Below are 15,596 nucleotides of genomic sequence, written 5' to 3'. Positions count from 1 at the left end.
AGCACCCACACGAATTGCTTGATTCAGTTGTTAAAGAGCGGTTGGTTAAGATCTTTCGTCTCAACCGAGGCGCGCATTCTACAGCAGCCTCTGTTGCTGTCAAGCGGTTATTTTCAGAAGTTTTCAAAGTTTCGCTTGGAAATCTTTAACAACTTCAACCACTTGCGCTTTCGATCTCTCGTTAGCGGGAGGCGAATAGTACAGCATTTTATTTCGTGGTCAACCACCTGTTGCGATTAATTTTCCCCTTAGCAATGCGCCTCAAGACGGGTACTGATTCTGCTTCTATAAGCAGTCCTTGCTTTACTCATCGACACACCCCAGATCTGGGCAGGGTGAAACCAGCATGTGTCCGTCACAGCTCCCTTGGCAGATGTATTGTGCAAAGCGATCATCACTTGTTACAGATTCAGGCATAAGCCATTGGCCATCAGACAATCCTTGCCACTAGCTGCGCTATCATCGCCCACCTCTCTGCACCAAGAGTCTTGAATCCCGGATGTCCGTATCTTTGCCGTTGCCCGTCGATCACTCCCCATTGCCACCGATCCTCGTCGGCCCGCTATTACGGCGACTGGAACCCAAACGGCTGGTGCTGTGGCTGGTGGGATCACGTGCGTTGACGCTGACGCTACGCCTGCAAGGAGTAGACATCCGTCTCGATGCGGATCAATGCACGATCATCCAGGTCGGTACTCATGCCTTTATTCATTTGATTGATGTATCACTGAATGCCGCCCTGCCCTGCGACACACTGATCGAGTACGACCTGCTGATCACCGAAGCGGATGGCATGCCGTCGGGCATAGCGGAATGGGCACCGCATCTGCTGTACGGCAAAGCGTGTTGCCCGAATTTCGTGCTGCGCTCGCGCATCGATCAATTGCTGCATGGCTCCTGCCGTAAACCTCACCATCCGGCTGCAGATGGTTTGCTGTGCGTCGATCGGTTGCTGGAATCCGAGCCTGACGCTTGCAAGCGCCCCGCACTATTAATGATGAGCGGCGATCAGGTGTATGCGGATGATGTCGCGGGGCCGATGTTGCGGGCAATTCATGCCTTGATCGAGCGTCTGGGGCTGTTCGACGAACACCTCGACGGTGCAGTGGTCAGCGACAGTGCCAGGCTCTATGAACACCCGGCCAGTTACTACCATCGTGCGGATTTGTTACCGGCGCTTGAGAGCAACGAAACCCTGCGCGAACGTTTTTTCGGTGGCGCGCGTAAGCCTATTTTTACCAGTAGCAGCGCCGACAACCATCTGGTGACCTTCGCCGAGGTCATGGCCATGTACCTATTAGTATGGTCGCCAACGCCCTGGACACTGATCGCGCCGCAACCACCGGCACTGACGCTCGAACGACGCAAGCGCTATGCCCTGGAACAGACGCGCATCGATGCGTTCAAGACCGACCTGGGTGGTGTGGGGCGAGCGATGGCACATCTGCCGTGCCTGATGATTTTCGACGACCACGATATTACCGATGACTGGAATCTCTCCGCGCAATGGGAGGAAACGGCCTACGGCCATCCGTTCTCCAAGCGCATCATCGGCAACGCGCTGCTCGCTTATATGTTGTGTCAGGGTTGGGGCAACAACCCGGACGCGTTTGGCAGCATGCTGGAAAAAACCCGTCTATTGAGTGCTACCGGGCAAGATCATTACCTCGACAGTGAGGTCCAGGATAGCTTGATCGATGAACTGCTGAGCTTTCAGAAGTGGCATTACGTACTGCCCACCCGCCCGGCGCTGGTAGTGCTCGACACTCGCACCCGACGCTGGCGCAGCGAAATGAACCTCAAGCAACCGTCGGGTCTGCTGGACTGGGAAGCGCTCAGCGAGCTACAACAGGAATTGCTCGATCATCCCTCGGCCATCATCGTTTCGCCGGCACCGATTTTCGGCGTCAAACTGATCGAAACCGTGCAACGGGTGTTTAGCTGGTTTGGCTATCCGCTGCTGGTGGACGCCGAAAACTGGATGGCCCATCGCGGCGCGGCCCAGGTGATCCTGAACATTTTCCGACATTCCCGCACACCCGGTAACTACGTGGTGCTGTCCGGTGATGTGCATTACTCCTTCGTCTACGAAGTACTGATCCGACATCGCAAGGCCGGCCCAAGAATCTGGCAGGTCACCAGCAGCGGGATCAAAAACGAATTCCCGCCTGTCTTGCTCGAATGGTTCGACCGCCTCAACCGCTGGCTCTACTCGCCCCGTTCCCCCCTCAACTGGCTGACCAAGCGCCGGCGCATGCGCATTGTTCCGCACACTCCCGAACATGCCGAAGCCGGGGAGCGGCTGTGGAACTCGGCAGGGATCGGCCAAGTGTTCTTCAATGAAAAGGGCCAGCCGCAGGATATTTATCAATTCAACGCGGATGGATCGCCGAAGACGCGAATGATTGCGCCTGAAATTTCCGAAGCGGCTGAATGACTTTGCCCGAGTTGCCATGAGCAATGATTACCTGCACACCATGAACCTCACTCGAACCCTGATCATCGGCAACTCCGGCTCGGGCAAGAGTTGGCTGGCCAAACGATTGGCCGGACACCTGCAAGTGCCCTGGATCGATCTCGACCTGATTCACTGGATATCCGATGAACACAGCATCGCTCGTCCTCGCGCCGAAGCATTGCGAATGGCGCGAGTGGCAGCGAGTAAAGAGCGCTGGGTTATTGAGGGGGTGTATGGGTGGATGATCAGTGAACTTGCAGGACAGGCGACGACGCTTATCTGGCTGCGTCTGGAGGACGAAGACTGCGTCAATCATATTCGGCAGCGAGAAGCGAAGCGGGACGACAGTGACGAGTTGCTGATAGCGCTGCAGGACTGGGCGGGGAGCTACCGAAATCGCGAAGGGTCCAGCGGATTTGCCGCGCATCAGCGTTTATATGAAGGGTTCAGCAACTCGAAACTTCAACTTATGAATCGGGCTGAAATCACGGCTTTCGTCAGCAGCATGCAAAAAAACGACTGATCGCTATCGGTTTTTTGGGGAGATGCGTTCTAGACGGAGACACCGTTTCTGCAGGAGCTGCCGAAGGCTGCTCCTGCAGAGGCGTACATCCAATAGAAGTCAGGCCGCGCTCACCGCCCGCACCACCCCTCTGACAATCATCTCCACTTCCCGCTCATCGATCGTTAGCGGCGGCAACAGGCGAATGGTCTTGCTCCGTGTCACGTTGATCAGCAAGCCGTGATCACGTGCAGCAATCAGGGCCAGGTCACGGATCGGTTGGGCGAGCTCGATGCCGATCATCAAGCCCTGGCCACGGATCGCCAGGACGTTTGGGTTGTCAGCCAGTTCGATGCGTAATCTGGCGAGCAGACGTTCCCCCTGAAGTTTGGCGTTTTCCAGCAGGCTTTGTTCCTCGATGATCTCCAGCACGGTGTAACCCACCCGGCACGCCAGCGGATTGCCACCGAACGTGCTGCCGTGGCTGCCAGGGGTGAACAGGTCGGCAGCTCTGCCCCGGGCCAGGCAGGCACCAATTGGAATTCCGTTGCCCAGGCCTTTGGCCAGGGTCATGACGTCCGGGATGATGCCTTCATGCTGGAACGCAAACCACTGACCGGTGCGGCCGATGCCGGTCTGGATCTCGTCGAGCATCAGCAGCCAGGCGCGGCGGTTGCACAGTTCACGAACCGCTTTGAGATAACCGGACGGCGCCACTTGCACACCGCTTTCACCCTGAATTGGCTCCATCAGAATCGCCACAATGCGCGGGCCGTGGGCGTGTTGCACCGCCTCCAGCACCGCGAGGTCGCCAAACGGCACTTTAACGAAATCCCCCGGCAATTCGTTAAACCCCAGGCGCACTGCCGGGCCGTCGCTGGCGGACAAGGTGCCAAGAGTACGACCGTGAAAGGCGTTTTCCATGACCACTACCAGCGGCCGCTCGATGCCTTTATGCCAGCCGTAAAGCCGCGCGAGCTTCAACGCGGTTTCGTTGGCTTCGGCACCAGAGTTGTTGAAGAACGCCCGCTCCATGCCCGACAGCCGAACCAATTTTTGCGCTAGCCGCTGTTGCCAGTCGATGCTGTACAGATTCGAGGTGTGCAACAGTAGCCCGGCTTGTTCGCTAATGGCCGACACAATTCGCGGATGTGAGTGGCCGACGTTGGTCACCGCTACACCTGCCACCGCGTCCAGGTATTCACGACCGGCCTGATCCCACAGGCGCGTGCCCAGACCTTTGCTGAAACTCAAGGCCAAGGGTTGGTAGGTGCTCATCAGGCAGGCAGCAGTCATGACATCAAACTCCATTAATAGTCGGTGTTTTTACAGTATGGTTAGCCACCTGAACTGGATAAACACTGCAACACTTCAATCATTTTAAAGCCGAGCTTGATAATGGACTTGTTTCAGGCAATGACCGTTTACGTAAGAGTGGTGGAAGCCGGGAGCATGACTGCCGCCGCTTTGCAGTGCGAAATGTCCACGACCATGGTCGGTAATCATCTTCGAGCCCTGGAGCAACGTCTGGGTGTGCGCCTGCTCAACCGTACGACACGACGCCAGCGGCTGACGGAATTCGGCACGGCGTACTATCAACGTTGTCTCGAGGTATTGGGGCTGGTGGCCGACTCCGAACGCCTGGCCGAACAGACCCTCGACGAGCCAAGCGGCACCTTGCGCGTCACCGCACCACTGACCTTCGGCACCGAACGACTGGCGCCGGCCTTGAGCGAATTCGCCCTGTGTTGTCCGCAGGTCAAACTCGACGTCGTTTTGACCAACCAGCGCCTGGATCTGCTCGACAACGGTTTCGATGTAGCGATTCGCTTGGGCACTACCGAGATGTCCAACATGATCGCCCGCCCGCTCATGGACTACACAATGACCCTGTGCGCTTCGAAGGACTATCTGGAGCGTCGAGGCACACCAGAAAAACCCACCGACCTGCAACACCATGACTGCCTGGCCTTCGCCTACCCGGCAGGAGATGACTGGCACTCGGTAGCCAAACAATGGCGCCTGAAGGGACCCGAAGGCGAAGTCATGGTGGCGGTCAGCGGACCGATGCTGATCAACAGCTCGGCGGGACTGCATCAAGCGGCGCGAACCGGTATGGGCATCGTAATGGTGCCTGATGCGTTGGTGGAGCAGGACCTGCAGGACGGAAAACTGGTGGCCTTGATGCAGGACTACCAACTGCCGAGTCGGCCGATGAACCTTGTGTACGCCCAAGACCGCTACCGTTTGCCGAAATTGCGCAGCTTCGTCGACTTTGCACTGCAAAGGTGGGGCAAGCCATAGCCAGGGCGATGACAAGTTCATGAGGCTTCGTCCGAGCTGCTTGCTTAGAAGCCCGTTTTCACCAACACCGGCTTCTCCTGATACCGATCCGGATATAGCTGCTTCAACTGTGCCACTTTCGGCAGGTCATTGATCACAATGTACGGATAGGTCGGGTGCTCCGTCAGGAAGTCCTGATGCTCCTCCTCTGCCGGGTAGAAACCGTTGTAGGTTTCCAGTTTGGTCACGATGGGTTTATTGAACGAATGGGCGGCGTCGAGTTGCGCGATGTAGGCCTGGGCGACACGTTGCTGTTCTGCATTTTTCAGGAAAAGCGCCGACCGATACTGGGTGCCCCTGTCTGGGCCCTGGCGATTGAGTTCGGTGGGGTTGTGGGCCACCGAGAAATAGATCTGCAACAGAGTGCCGTAACTGACTTGAGCGGGATCGAAGGTGACTTCAACTGCCTCCGCATGACCGGTATCGCCATTGCTGACCCGCCCATATTGAGCGGTGTCAGCGGCGCCGCCAGCGTAACCGGAGACAGCGTTCTTCACCCCTTTGACGTGTTGAAATACCCCTTGGACGCCCCAGAAGCAACCGCCGGCAAAAACCGCCGTCTCACTGCGCGATTGAGTGTTTTCATCGAGCGCTGGTGGAGGAATGATGGCCGCCTCTTCGGCGCGTCCGAAGGAGAACGCTGCGCATTGACCGATAATGCTGGCAGCGGCCAGTCCCAGCAGAGCGCGACGCCAGTTGAATGGGGTTTTCATGGGCTATCTCCTGAATGATTGAGGCTATCAACCAAACGTAAATGCATACGCCGACACACCCGGATCGAGAAATTCAATGCTGAATGTCCGGTCCTTTACCCCTGCCGTCTGGCGTACCAGTTGATACAACCTCTGCTCGGTGACGCTGCCGCTGCCATCGGGCGCCACATCAACACCGTGGGCATCAACTGGGGGCTTGCCGTCAATCAACACTTTGAAACGCACCGGTTTACCGTCGGCGCCTGGACCCAATACCAAATGCAGATCGCGAGCGTGGAAGCGATAGACGATACGACTGGCCGGTGCGCTTGAGACAGCACGCTCCGGACCGACAGTCCATTGCCCCCCCAGACTCCAGTCATTGAGAGCCAATTGCGACGGTGGGCTATAGACTTTCATTTTGTCCGGCACCAGACCGGTTTCAGGGACGAAGTGCTCCGCCCGCTCGTAACCGAGATAGGTTTCGGGCGATTGCACTTCACTCATGTCCGGCGCGAGATGGACACCCTCGGCACGAGCATTGATCAGCCCGTCTGCGACCTTCGCGGCGCCCGCCTCACGCAGCAGTTGCTGAATCACTCGCTCCGATTCGGCGTACTTGCCTTCACCAAAGTGGTGATAACGAATGCGCCCCTGAGCATCGGCAAAATAGTGGGCTGGCCAGTATTGGTTATTGAAAGCACGCCAGACCTCATAGTCATTATCGATTGCCACCGGATAGGTGATGCCCAGGTCCTTCATGGCTTTTGTGACGTTGCCTACATCCCGTTCGAAGGCAAACTCGGGCGTATGGACGCCGATCACCACCAAGCCCTGATCGCGATACTTCTCGGCCCAGGCCTTCACATATGGCAGGGTGCGCAGGCAGTTGATGCAGGAGTAAGTCCAGAAATCCACCAGTACAACCTTGCCCTTCAAGGTTTGGGCGGTGAGAGGGGGTGAGTTGAGCCATTGCACTGCACCGTCCAGTGATGGAAGGTTGCCTTCAATCGGCAGTTCGCCCGGTATCCTGGCGGTCATTTTCATGCTGCCGACGGGTTGATCGCCGTCCCGTGGAATTTGCGACATCATTGCCCCACTGTCGGTCGGCAACTGACCAGCCAATCGGTTTACCAGCGCTTGCTCGATACCGCCGGTGGATGCCGTCGAGACCCGCGCCAGAATCCCGGTATCCAGTCCCAAGGCGATCGCCACCACACCGGCCAGCATCGCGACTCCCAAACCTCGTCGCAGCCACTCGCCTGCACCTATCGAGCGCTTCATCGCGGCGAAGACTTTACCGCCCAGCAGCAACGCCGCGGCGAGAGAGGTAGCGGCACCGGCCGCGTAAGCCAGTAGCAACAGGGTCGTGGCGATGCTTGCCCCTTGCAGCGCCGCGCCAGTCAATAGCAGACCCAGAATTGGCCCGGCGCAGGGCGCCCAGAGCAGGCCCGTGGCGACACCGATCAGCAACGAAGCGCCGGGGCGCGGCCGGGTATCGGCAGCCGCGGCTTCCGACAGCCGACCGCCGGCCGCCACCAATGGACGCGTCAGACGCTCGGCCAACCGAGGCAGCAACAGTGTCAGCCCGAACAGCGCAACGAACAGCAACGCGAGCCAGCGACCGTACTGATTGACTTGCACCACCCAACCGCCGCCCACCGCCGCCAACGAGGCGACGAGCGCGAAGGTCAGCGCCATCCCGGCCAGCAGCGGCAAGCCACTCTTCATAAACGGCTGCCCGGTGCGAGCGAAGACAAAGGGCAATACCGGCAGAATGCACGGGCTGACGATCGTCAGCACACCACCGAGATAAGCGAGGACCAGAAGCCACATAACGTCGACCTGCATCAAGTGAGTGAAAGGAAGTGCCCATGGATCACGCCTGTGGTTTGAAAGTCAGCGCCAGACCGTTCATGCAGTAACGCAGACCGGTGGGCTTCGGCCCGTCCTCGAAGACATGGCCCAGATGACCGCCGCAACGACGACAGTGGACCTCTTCGCGCAGCATGCCGAAGGTGCGGTCCTGACGAGTGGCCACAGCGTTGTCGAGCGGAGCCCAAAAGCTTGGCCAACCGGTGCGACTGTCAAATTTGGTATCGGAAGAAAACAACGGCAGATCACAACCGGCGCAGGCAAAAATGCCCTTCCGATGCTCGTTGTTCAGCGGGCTGCTGTAGGCCCGTTCGGTGCCCTCTTCGCGCAGGATCTCGTACTGCTCGGCGCTGAGCATGGCGCGCCATTCGCTGTCGCTGTGAGCCACCTCGAAAACCTCCTTCGCGCGAGCCTCATCGATCAGCGCGACGCTTGCGGAAAATTTTGGCAATACACCGATCACCAAGGCTGCAGCCCCCAGCCCGCCGCTCGCTACAAGAAACTGTCGCCGTGAAAACATGGGCCTTCTCCAAAATTCCAGATGCCTTGCATGGAACACAGCCTAGGCTTGAGTTGATCGCCAAATCCTCACGAGAAGTAAAACAATTCGTGATAACTCAGCCTCAGGAAAACCCGCACAATGTGTTCATTGCGTCACAAAGGATTGAGCTCCATGGAACAGACCAAACGCGTCCTGGTGGTCGAGGACGACCTGCCTATCGCCGACCTTATCTGCCTGCATCTGCGCGATGAGCAGTTCGAGGTAGTGCATTGCGCCGACGGCGATGAAGGCATGCGACTGCTGCAGCAAGGAAGCTGGGACGCACTGATCCTCGACCTGATGCTGCCCGGCGTCGACGGCCTGGAAATCTGCCGCCGCGCCCGGGCGATGGCACGCTACACGCCGATCATCATTACCAGTGCGCGCTCCAGCGAAGTCCATCGGATTCTGGGGCTGGAACTCGGTGCCGACGACTACCTGGCCAAACCCTTTTCCATGCTCGAACTGGTGGCACGGGTCAAGGCACTGCTGCGACGGGTCGACGCCATGGCCCGCAACCTGAAAATGGACGCCGGCAGTCTGATCAGCGATGGCCTGTCCATCGACCCGATCACCCGTGAAGTCTCTCTCGATGGTCGGCGCCTTGACCTCACGCCACGGGAGTTCGACTTGCTGTACTTCTTCGTTCGCCAGCCCGGCAAGGTCTTCTCGCGCATGGACCTGCTCAACACGGTGTGGGGCTACAGTCATGAAGGTTACGAGCACACGGTCAACACCCACATCAACCGTCTGCGGGCCAAAATCGAGGCCGATCCGGCGCAACCGGCGCGCATCCTCACAGTGTGGGGTCGCGGCTACAAATTCGCCACGAGCGGAGAGCAGCCATGAGGCTGACCCTGACCCAACGCCTGTCCCTGGTGTTCGCCGTGCTGTTGCTGGTGTGCTGCGGCACCTCGGCATGGATGCAGGTGCGCTCCAACCAGATGCATGAACTGGAAGTGGTGCAAGGGTTGTCGCGGGATCTGGCGCAACACATCGCCCACGACACTGTGCTGATGGACCGCAATGGCCCGATGCCCAATGCCGTGCGCGAATTGTTCAGCCAGCTGATGCTGGTCAACCCCAGTGTCGAGGTCTATCTGCTGGACACCGGGGGCCGAATTGTCGGCAGCGCCGCGCCCGAGGGGCGGATACGTCGCGAACAGGTTGATCTGGCGCCGATCCAGCGTTTGCTCAAAGGCGAAGCCCTGCCGATTCTCGGCGACGATCCACGCAGCATCGATGGCAGCAAGGTGTTCAGCGCTGCGCCATTGCGGGTCAACGGTCAGCCGGCCGGTTACCTCTATGTGGTGCTACTCAGCGAAGAGCATGACCGCTTCGCCGAACGCGGTGCCACCAGCGCAGCGCTCAATACCGCTTTGTTGTCCATTGGGCTGGTGGCGTTGCTGTGCCTGATTGCCGGCCTCACAGCATTTGCCCTGATCACCCGACCATTGCGTCGTTTGACGGAGAAAGTCAGTCAGTTCGATATCAATGGGGTGCCGACTGCTCCGCCCGCCCCGCCCGAGCCAGAATCGGTAGAAAAAGCCGCCAGCCATGATGAAATCGCCATACTCGACGCCGCCTTCCGGCAGATGCAAGCGCGCCTCGGCGAACAATGGCGCTCGCTGACCCGTCAGGATCAGGAGCGTCGTGAACTGGTGGCGAACATCTCCCACGACCTGCGCACACCGCTGGCCTCGCTGCACGGTTACCTGGAAACCCTGTCACTCAAGGACAGCACGTTATCCCCCGCCGACCGCCGTCGTTATCTAGGGATCGCTCTGGATCAAAGCCGCAAGGTCGGGGGCCTGGCGCAATCGTTGCTGGAATTGGTACGGTTGGAACACGGTTTCGTGCAACCGGTGCTGGAGCGCTTCTCCCTGACCGATCTGGTGCAGGATATCTTTCAGAAATTCGAGCTCAGCGCCGAAGCACGCCAGATTGAACTCAAGGCCACCTTCGCCCCCAATGTCGCCGTGGCTTGCGCCGACCTGGGGTTGATCGAACGGGTGCTGACCAACCTGGTCGACAACGCCCTGCGCCATACCCCTCAGGGTGGAGAAATCGAACTCAGTCTTCGCCCTCAAGGGTCTTTTATCGAAGTGTCCGTCAGCGACACCGGCCCCGGCATCGCCCCCGAATTGCGTGAAGGTCTGTTCCTGCGCCCGTTCAACATTGGCGGCGCACGACGTGATGGCGGACTGGGGCTGCGGATCGTGCACCGGATCCTGCAGTTGCACGGTCGAGAGATCGAATTGCTCGATGTGCCCGGACGCGGCGCGACCTTTCGCTTCTCCTTACCGGTAGATGAGCAAACGGCAGAACAATGTGTGGTTCGCTCGATGAGTATTAATTCGATGGGGCAATAGTCGATAGCGCTGGCAAAAATGCTGACCAGCCGCCTGTTCATCCGTGACAACACAGCCTCGGTCCAATAGATTAGGCGGCCTGAAAAGGCCTCGTGCTTTCTCGCCTCAATCCAAGTTAAAAGAAGTAGTGAAATTTCAATGTCCGATTCCAATACCGCTGAATCCGTAGTCACCTTGTCATCCAAAGCGGAATACGAAAACTCCATCAATCTTTCACAGCATGTACCTCAGGCCAAGACCATCAGCGAGATGGTCCTGGACGCTTTTCAATCCACCCGGGAAAGCGACCAGATCCGCGAGTTGCGCACCGCGATTCGCCAGGCTCATGACAGCTTCGATGACGATAAAGCCTACGAACTGATGGGCGAACTCAAGCAACTGAAAGACGCCGAAGCAGCCGACATCGCCGCCTTGGAAGACCTGAGCAGCAAATTTCCGATCAGCCGCATTCTGTCCAGCTTCAAGGACGACCCGGCGTTTCAGGAAATCGTCTATGGCCTGGCATTGAAGGTACTGAACCAGACTCACCAGGCCATCAGCAATCCGAGCAGCAGCAAGAGCAAGGCGGCTCGCGCCAAGAAAGAAGTCGAAGTGTTCACCATCAGCAAGGACGGAACCAGCGTCACGCTGCCCCTGCGCACCCCGCGTTCGCGTCTGAATGTTGACCGTGAAGCGCTGGAATTCCTGGGCTTCGCTTTCGTCGGCGAAGGCGATGAAGCCGAGCTGGAAAGCGAAACGTTCCTGGACAATGCCGGGGCTGAGCAAGCGGTTAACCGCAAGAACATCATCACCGCGCTTCAGCAAAAAACCGCGTTCGACGGCTACAGCATCGCCGCGCAGTAACGCTAAACGCTAATCAAAAAAGCCCCGCCCTTCTCTCGAAGGCGGGGCTTTTCTTTACCGCATCCAACGCTTAAGGCACGTAAGTCAGCAACAACTCACTCGGCACTTTAAAATCCAGCGACATCATTACGCTCAACGCAGTAATGGTGAAGATCGAGAACACGAACAGCTTGCGTGCCCAGACCGTGTCATCCACTGCCTTGTAACCGGTCCAGGCCATGTACAACCAGTACATGCCCATGGCCGCGGCGACGGCGAGGTAGCTCATGCCGGCGTAGCCGCTGAAGGTCAGCATCAAGGTCGCTACGAGGAACGCCAGGATGTAGAGCAGGATGTGCTTCTTGGCCACCTGGATCCCGCGCTTCACCGGCAACACCGGAATCGATGCGGCCAGGTAATCGTTGAAGCGGAAGATGGCGATGGCGTAGGAATGCGGCATCTGCCACAGGCTGAACATCACCAGCAACGTCAGCGCGGCCATGTCGAAGTTATTGCTGACCGCGACGTAACCGATCACCGGCGGCATCGCCCCCGACAGACTGCCCACCAGCGTGCCGTGAACCGACTTGCGCTTGAGGTACAGGCTGTAGAAGCCGACGTAGATCACGAAGCCGATGATTGCGAACAGCGCGGCCAACGGGTTGGCCACCTTGTACAGCAATGCAACGCCGGCAACGCCGAGGATGGTCGCGTAAATCAGGGCCAGTTTCAGGGAGATCAAGCCCTGGACCAGCACCCGGTTCTTGGTGCGTTCCATCTTCAGGTCGATGTCGCGGTCGATGCAATTGTTGAACACGCAACCGGAAGCCACCACCAGGGATGTGCCGATCATCGCAGCCAGGAAAATGGCCAGATCGACATGCCCTTTCGAGGCCAGGAAAAATCCGCCTGCCACTGAAAGCACGTTACCGAAAATGATCCCCGGTTTGGTGATTTGGATAAAGTGCTTCAAGGACATCCGGACTTACCTCACTTCGCCATCATGTTGGTGTGGATGCTGAACATGATCCACAACGACAGGCCAACCAACAGGACGATGACCAGCGCAGCGAAGACAAACGCGATCACGTTGTTACGCTGGGCGGCGGAACGGTCCAGGTGGAGGAAGTACACCAGGTGCACCAGCACCTGGATAACCGCGAACGCCAGCACGATCCACAGCGTGATCGATTTCGGCAGCGACGGGTACATCACCAGACCGAATGGAATGACGGTCAGGATCACCGACAGGATGAAGCCGATGGCGTACGACTTGTAGCTGCCGTGACCGGCGTCGTGGCTATCGTGGGAATGAGCTGGGTTAGCCATTTACATAGTCCCCATCAGATAAACAACCGTGAATACGCAGATCCACACGACGTCCAGGAAGTGCCAGAACAGGCTCAGGCAGCTCAGACGGGTCTTGTTGGTCGATGTCAGGCCGTTTTTCTGGACCTGATACATCATGATCGCCATCCAGATCAGACCGCTGGTCACGTGCAGACCGTGAGTGCCGACCAGGGTGAAGAACCCGGACAGGAAGCCGCTGCGACTAGGGCCGTAGCCTTCGGCGATCAACACGTGGAACTCGTTGATTTCCATGCCGATGAAGCCGGCGCCGAACAGGAAGGTCATGCCCAGCCAGCCCAGCACCTGGTTCTTCTTGCCCTTGAACAACGCCAGCATGGCGAAGCCGTAGGTGATCGAACTGAACAGCAGCAGAGCAGTTTCGCCCAGCACGTATGGCAGTTCGAAGATGTCGTGGCCCGATGGGCCACCCGCTACGTTGTTAACCAGTACCGCGTACACCGCGAAGATCGACGCAAACAGGATGCAGTCGGTCATCAGGTAGAGCCAGAAGCCGTATACGGTCATCTCGCCCGAGTCGTGGTGATGGTCATCGTGCCCATGTCCATCGACATGGGTGTGTCCAGCATTGGTCACTAAGTTCGACATGGTTTAAGCCTGTTCCAACGAGGTTTCAACACGGGTGGCGGTGGCTGGAACTTTCCCGGCCGCTACCAGACGCTTGTGCTGCTCGGCTTCGATGCGCTCGATCACGTCGACCGGCACCATATAGCCTTGATCATCACGTGCAGCATGGATCACGAAGTACACCACGGTGCCGACCAGACCGACGATCGCCAGCCACCAGATGTGCCAGATCATCGCAAAACCGAACACGGTCAACAGCGCACCCATGACCACACCGGTCGCGGTGTTGTTTGGCATGTGGATCGGCTCGTACTTGGCCGGAGCCTTGTACGCGGTGCCGTTTTCCTTGGCTTCGGTGAACGGGTCGATGCTGTCTGCTTTCGGCAGCACGGCAAAGTTGTAGAACGGTGGTGGCGAGGAGGTCGACCATTCCAGGGTGTGGGCATTCCACGGGTCGCCGTGTTCGCACATGTTCTCTGGCTTGTTGCGATCACGCACGCTGACGTACAGCTGGATCAGCTGGCAGGCGATACCGACAGCAATCATCACCGCACCGAACATGGCGACGTACAGGTACGGCACCCACTCAGGGTTAGTGGTGGCGTTCAGACGACGGGTCATGCCCATGAAGCCCAGTGCATAGAGCGGCATGAACGCGACGAAGAAGCCCGAGATCCAGAACCAGAATGCTGCCTTGCCCCAACCTTCGTGCAGCTTGAAGCCGAACGCTTTCGGGAAGTAGAAGGCGAAGCCAGCGATGTAACCGAATACCGCGCCGCCGATGATCACGTTATGGAAGTGCGCGATCACGAACAGGCTGTTGTGCAGTACGAAATCAGCACCCGGGATGGCCAGCAGTACGCCGGTCATGCCGCCGATGGCGAAAGTCACCATGAAGCCCAGAGTCCACAGCACTTGGCTGGTGAAACGCAGACGACCCTGGTAGATGGTGAACAGCCAGTTGAACAGCTTCACCCCCGTCGGGATCGAGATCAGCATCGTCGCCAGACCGAAGAAGGCGTTGACGCTGGCACCCGACCCCATGGTGAAGAAGTGGTGCAGCCAGACCATGAAGCCCAGGATCGAGATCGCGCCCGATGCGTAGATCATCGAGTGGTGGCCGAACAGTTTCTTGCCGGAGAAGGTCGAGATGACTTCGGAGAAGATACCGAACGCCGGCAGAATCAGGATGTAAACCTCGGGGTGACCCCAAGCCCAGAACAGGTTGACGTACATCATCGGATTGCCACCAAGTTCATTGGTGAAAATGTGGAAATCCATGTAGCGGTCAAGTGTCAGCAAAGCCAGGGTAGCGGTCAGGATCGGGAACGAAGCCACGATCAGGACGTTGGCCCAGGTGCAGGTCCAGGTGAAGATCGGCATGTCCATCAGCTTCATGCCCGGGGTACGCATTTTCAGCACGGTGGCCAGGAAGTTCACCCCCGTCAGCGTCGTACCTAGCCCGGATAGCTGTAGCGCCCAGATGTAGTAATCCATCCCCACGCCCGGACTGTATTGCAGCCCCGACAGCGGCGGATAGGCAACCCAACCGGTCTTGGCGAATTCACCAACGCCCAGAGACAGGTTGATCAGCACTACGCCGGATACCAGCAGCCAGAAGCTCAGGGAGTTCAGGAACGGGTAGGCAACGTCACGCGCGCCGATCTGCAGCGGCACTGCAAGGTTCATCAGGCCGGTGAAGAATGGCATCGCCATGAAGATGATCATGATCACACCGTGAGCGGTGAAGATCTGGTCATAGTGTTCAGGTGGCAGGTAGCCAGGCGAACCCTCGGTGGCCATGGCCAACTGGGTACGCATCATGATGGCGTCGGCAAAACCACGCAGCAGCATGACCATGGCGACGATGATGTACATCACGCCGATTTTCTTGTGGTCGACCGAGGTCAGCCACTCGGTCCACAGGTAGGTCCACTTCTTGAAATAAGTGATCCCGGCGAACAGCGCCAGACCACCCAGCGCGATCATGGCGATGGTCACCATCACGATCGGCTCGTGGAACGGGACCGCTTCCCAACTTAATTTACCAAACATC

14 protein-coding genes are annotated in these 15,596 nt (G+C 58.2%); 6 read left to right on the top strand and 8 right to left on the bottom strand.

Annotated features, from left to right (window positions below; genetic code table 11):
- Nucleotides 1–499: 499 nt before the first annotated feature.
- Complete coding sequence (locus MEB48_RS14285) at nt 500–2,437, top strand: alkaline phosphatase D family protein (RefSeq protein ID WP_237884826.1); 1,938 nt, start codon at nt 500–502, stop codon at nt 2,435–2,437.
- 16 nt (nt 2,438–2,453) lie between these two features.
- On the top strand, nt 2,454–2,981 hold the full coding sequence (locus tag MEB48_RS14280; protein ID WP_237884825.1) for an adenylate kinase: 528 nt from the start codon (nt 2,454–2,456) through the stop codon (nt 2,979–2,981).
- 99 nt (nt 2,982–3,080) lie between these two features.
- On the opposite strand, the gene MEB48_RS14275 is transcribed toward MEB48_RS14280, so the two are convergent.
- The gene (locus MEB48_RS14275) at nt 3,081–4,256 is read right to left on the bottom strand and encodes an aspartate aminotransferase family protein (RefSeq protein WP_237884824.1); all 1,176 of its coding nucleotides are present in this window, start codon (nt 4,254–4,256) and stop codon (nt 3,081–3,083) included.
- Nucleotides 4,257–4,358: 102 nt separating this feature from the next.
- On the opposite strand from MEB48_RS14275, the gene MEB48_RS14270 reads away from it, so the two are divergent.
- Entirely contained in the window at nt 4,359–5,264 is a 906-nt protein-coding gene (locus MEB48_RS14270; RefSeq protein ID WP_237884823.1) for a LysR family transcriptional regulator, read from the top strand.
- A gap of 44 nt (nt 5,265–5,308) precedes the next feature.
- Here the strand turns inward: MEB48_RS14270 and msrA are convergent, their stop codons facing one another.
- From msrA to msrB, 3 genes are read right to left on the bottom strand one after another with little or no spacing between them, the layout of a single operon-like run.
- Entirely contained in the window at nt 5,309–6,016 is a 708-nt protein-coding gene (gene msrA, locus MEB48_RS14265; protein ID WP_237884822.1) for a peptide-methionine (S)-S-oxide reductase MsrA, read from the bottom strand.
- 27 nt (nt 6,017–6,043) lie between these two features.
- Nucleotides 6,044–7,831 carry a cytochrome c biogenesis protein DipZ gene (locus MEB48_RS14260; RefSeq protein WP_237884821.1) on the bottom strand — a complete coding sequence of 596 codons (1,788 nt, stop codon included), beginning with the start codon at nt 7,829–7,831 and terminating at the stop codon, nt 6,044–6,046.
- 43 nt (nt 7,832–7,874) lie between these two features.
- A complete protein-coding gene (gene msrB / locus MEB48_RS14255; protein ID WP_237884820.1) occupies nt 7,875–8,390 on the bottom strand; it encodes a peptide-methionine (R)-S-oxide reductase MsrB in 516 nt (171 codons plus the stop codon).
- Nucleotides 8,391–8,543: 153 nt separating this feature from the next.
- Between msrB and MEB48_RS14250 the strand changes: the two genes are divergently transcribed.
- The 3 genes from MEB48_RS14250 to MEB48_RS14240 all read left to right on the top strand — a co-directional run bounded on the left by MEB48_RS14250 (nt 8,544) and on the right by MEB48_RS14240 (nt 11,626).
- Nucleotides 8,544–9,260 carry a response regulator transcription factor gene (locus MEB48_RS14250; protein ID WP_237884819.1) on the top strand — a complete coding sequence of 239 codons (717 nt, stop codon included), beginning with the start codon at nt 8,544–8,546 and terminating at the stop codon, nt 9,258–9,260.
- A complete protein-coding gene (locus MEB48_RS14245) occupies nt 9,257–10,783 on the top strand; it encodes a sensor histidine kinase (protein ID WP_237884818.1) in 1,527 nt (508 codons plus the stop codon). Before MEB48_RS14250 ends, MEB48_RS14245 begins: the two co-directional genes overlap by 4 nt.
- 138 nt (nt 10,784–10,921) lie before the next feature.
- A complete protein-coding gene (locus MEB48_RS14240; RefSeq protein WP_237884817.1) occupies nt 10,922–11,626 on the top strand; it encodes a hypothetical protein in 705 nt (234 codons plus the stop codon).
- Between the two features lie 70 nt (nt 11,627–11,696).
- Here the strand turns inward: MEB48_RS14240 and cyoE are convergent, their stop codons facing one another.
- Genes cyoE through cyoB form a run of 4 tightly spaced genes read right to left on the bottom strand, consistent with a single transcriptional unit; the run spans nt 11,697 to nt 15,595 of the window.
- On the bottom strand, nt 11,697–12,584 hold the full coding sequence (gene cyoE / locus MEB48_RS14235) for a heme o synthase (RefSeq protein WP_237884816.1): 888 nt from the start codon (nt 12,582–12,584) through the stop codon (nt 11,697–11,699).
- Nucleotides 12,585–12,595: 11 nt separating this feature from the next.
- A complete protein-coding gene (gene cyoD / locus MEB48_RS14230) occupies nt 12,596–12,934 on the bottom strand; it encodes a cytochrome o ubiquinol oxidase subunit IV (RefSeq protein WP_237884815.1) in 339 nt (112 codons plus the stop codon).
- On the bottom strand, nt 12,935–13,561 hold the full coding sequence (locus tag MEB48_RS14225) for a cytochrome o ubiquinol oxidase subunit III (protein ID WP_038979057.1): 627 nt from the start codon (nt 13,559–13,561) through the stop codon (nt 12,935–12,937).
- A 3-nt stretch (nt 13,562–13,564) separates the two neighbouring features.
- Nucleotides 13,565–15,595 carry a cytochrome o ubiquinol oxidase subunit I gene (cyoB, locus tag MEB48_RS14220; protein WP_237884814.1) on the bottom strand — a complete coding sequence of 677 codons (2,031 nt, stop codon included), beginning with the start codon at nt 15,593–15,595 and terminating at the stop codon, nt 13,565–13,567.
- Nucleotide 15,596: the final 1 nt, after the last annotated feature.

Source organism: Pseudomonas sp. PGPR40 (assembly GCF_022014505.1).
Lineage (GTDB): Bacteria > Pseudomonadota > Gammaproteobacteria > Pseudomonadales > Pseudomonadaceae > Aquipseudomonas.
Note: the sequence above shows the minus strand (reverse complement) of the source record. Positions and strands in the feature narration are given on the sequence as shown.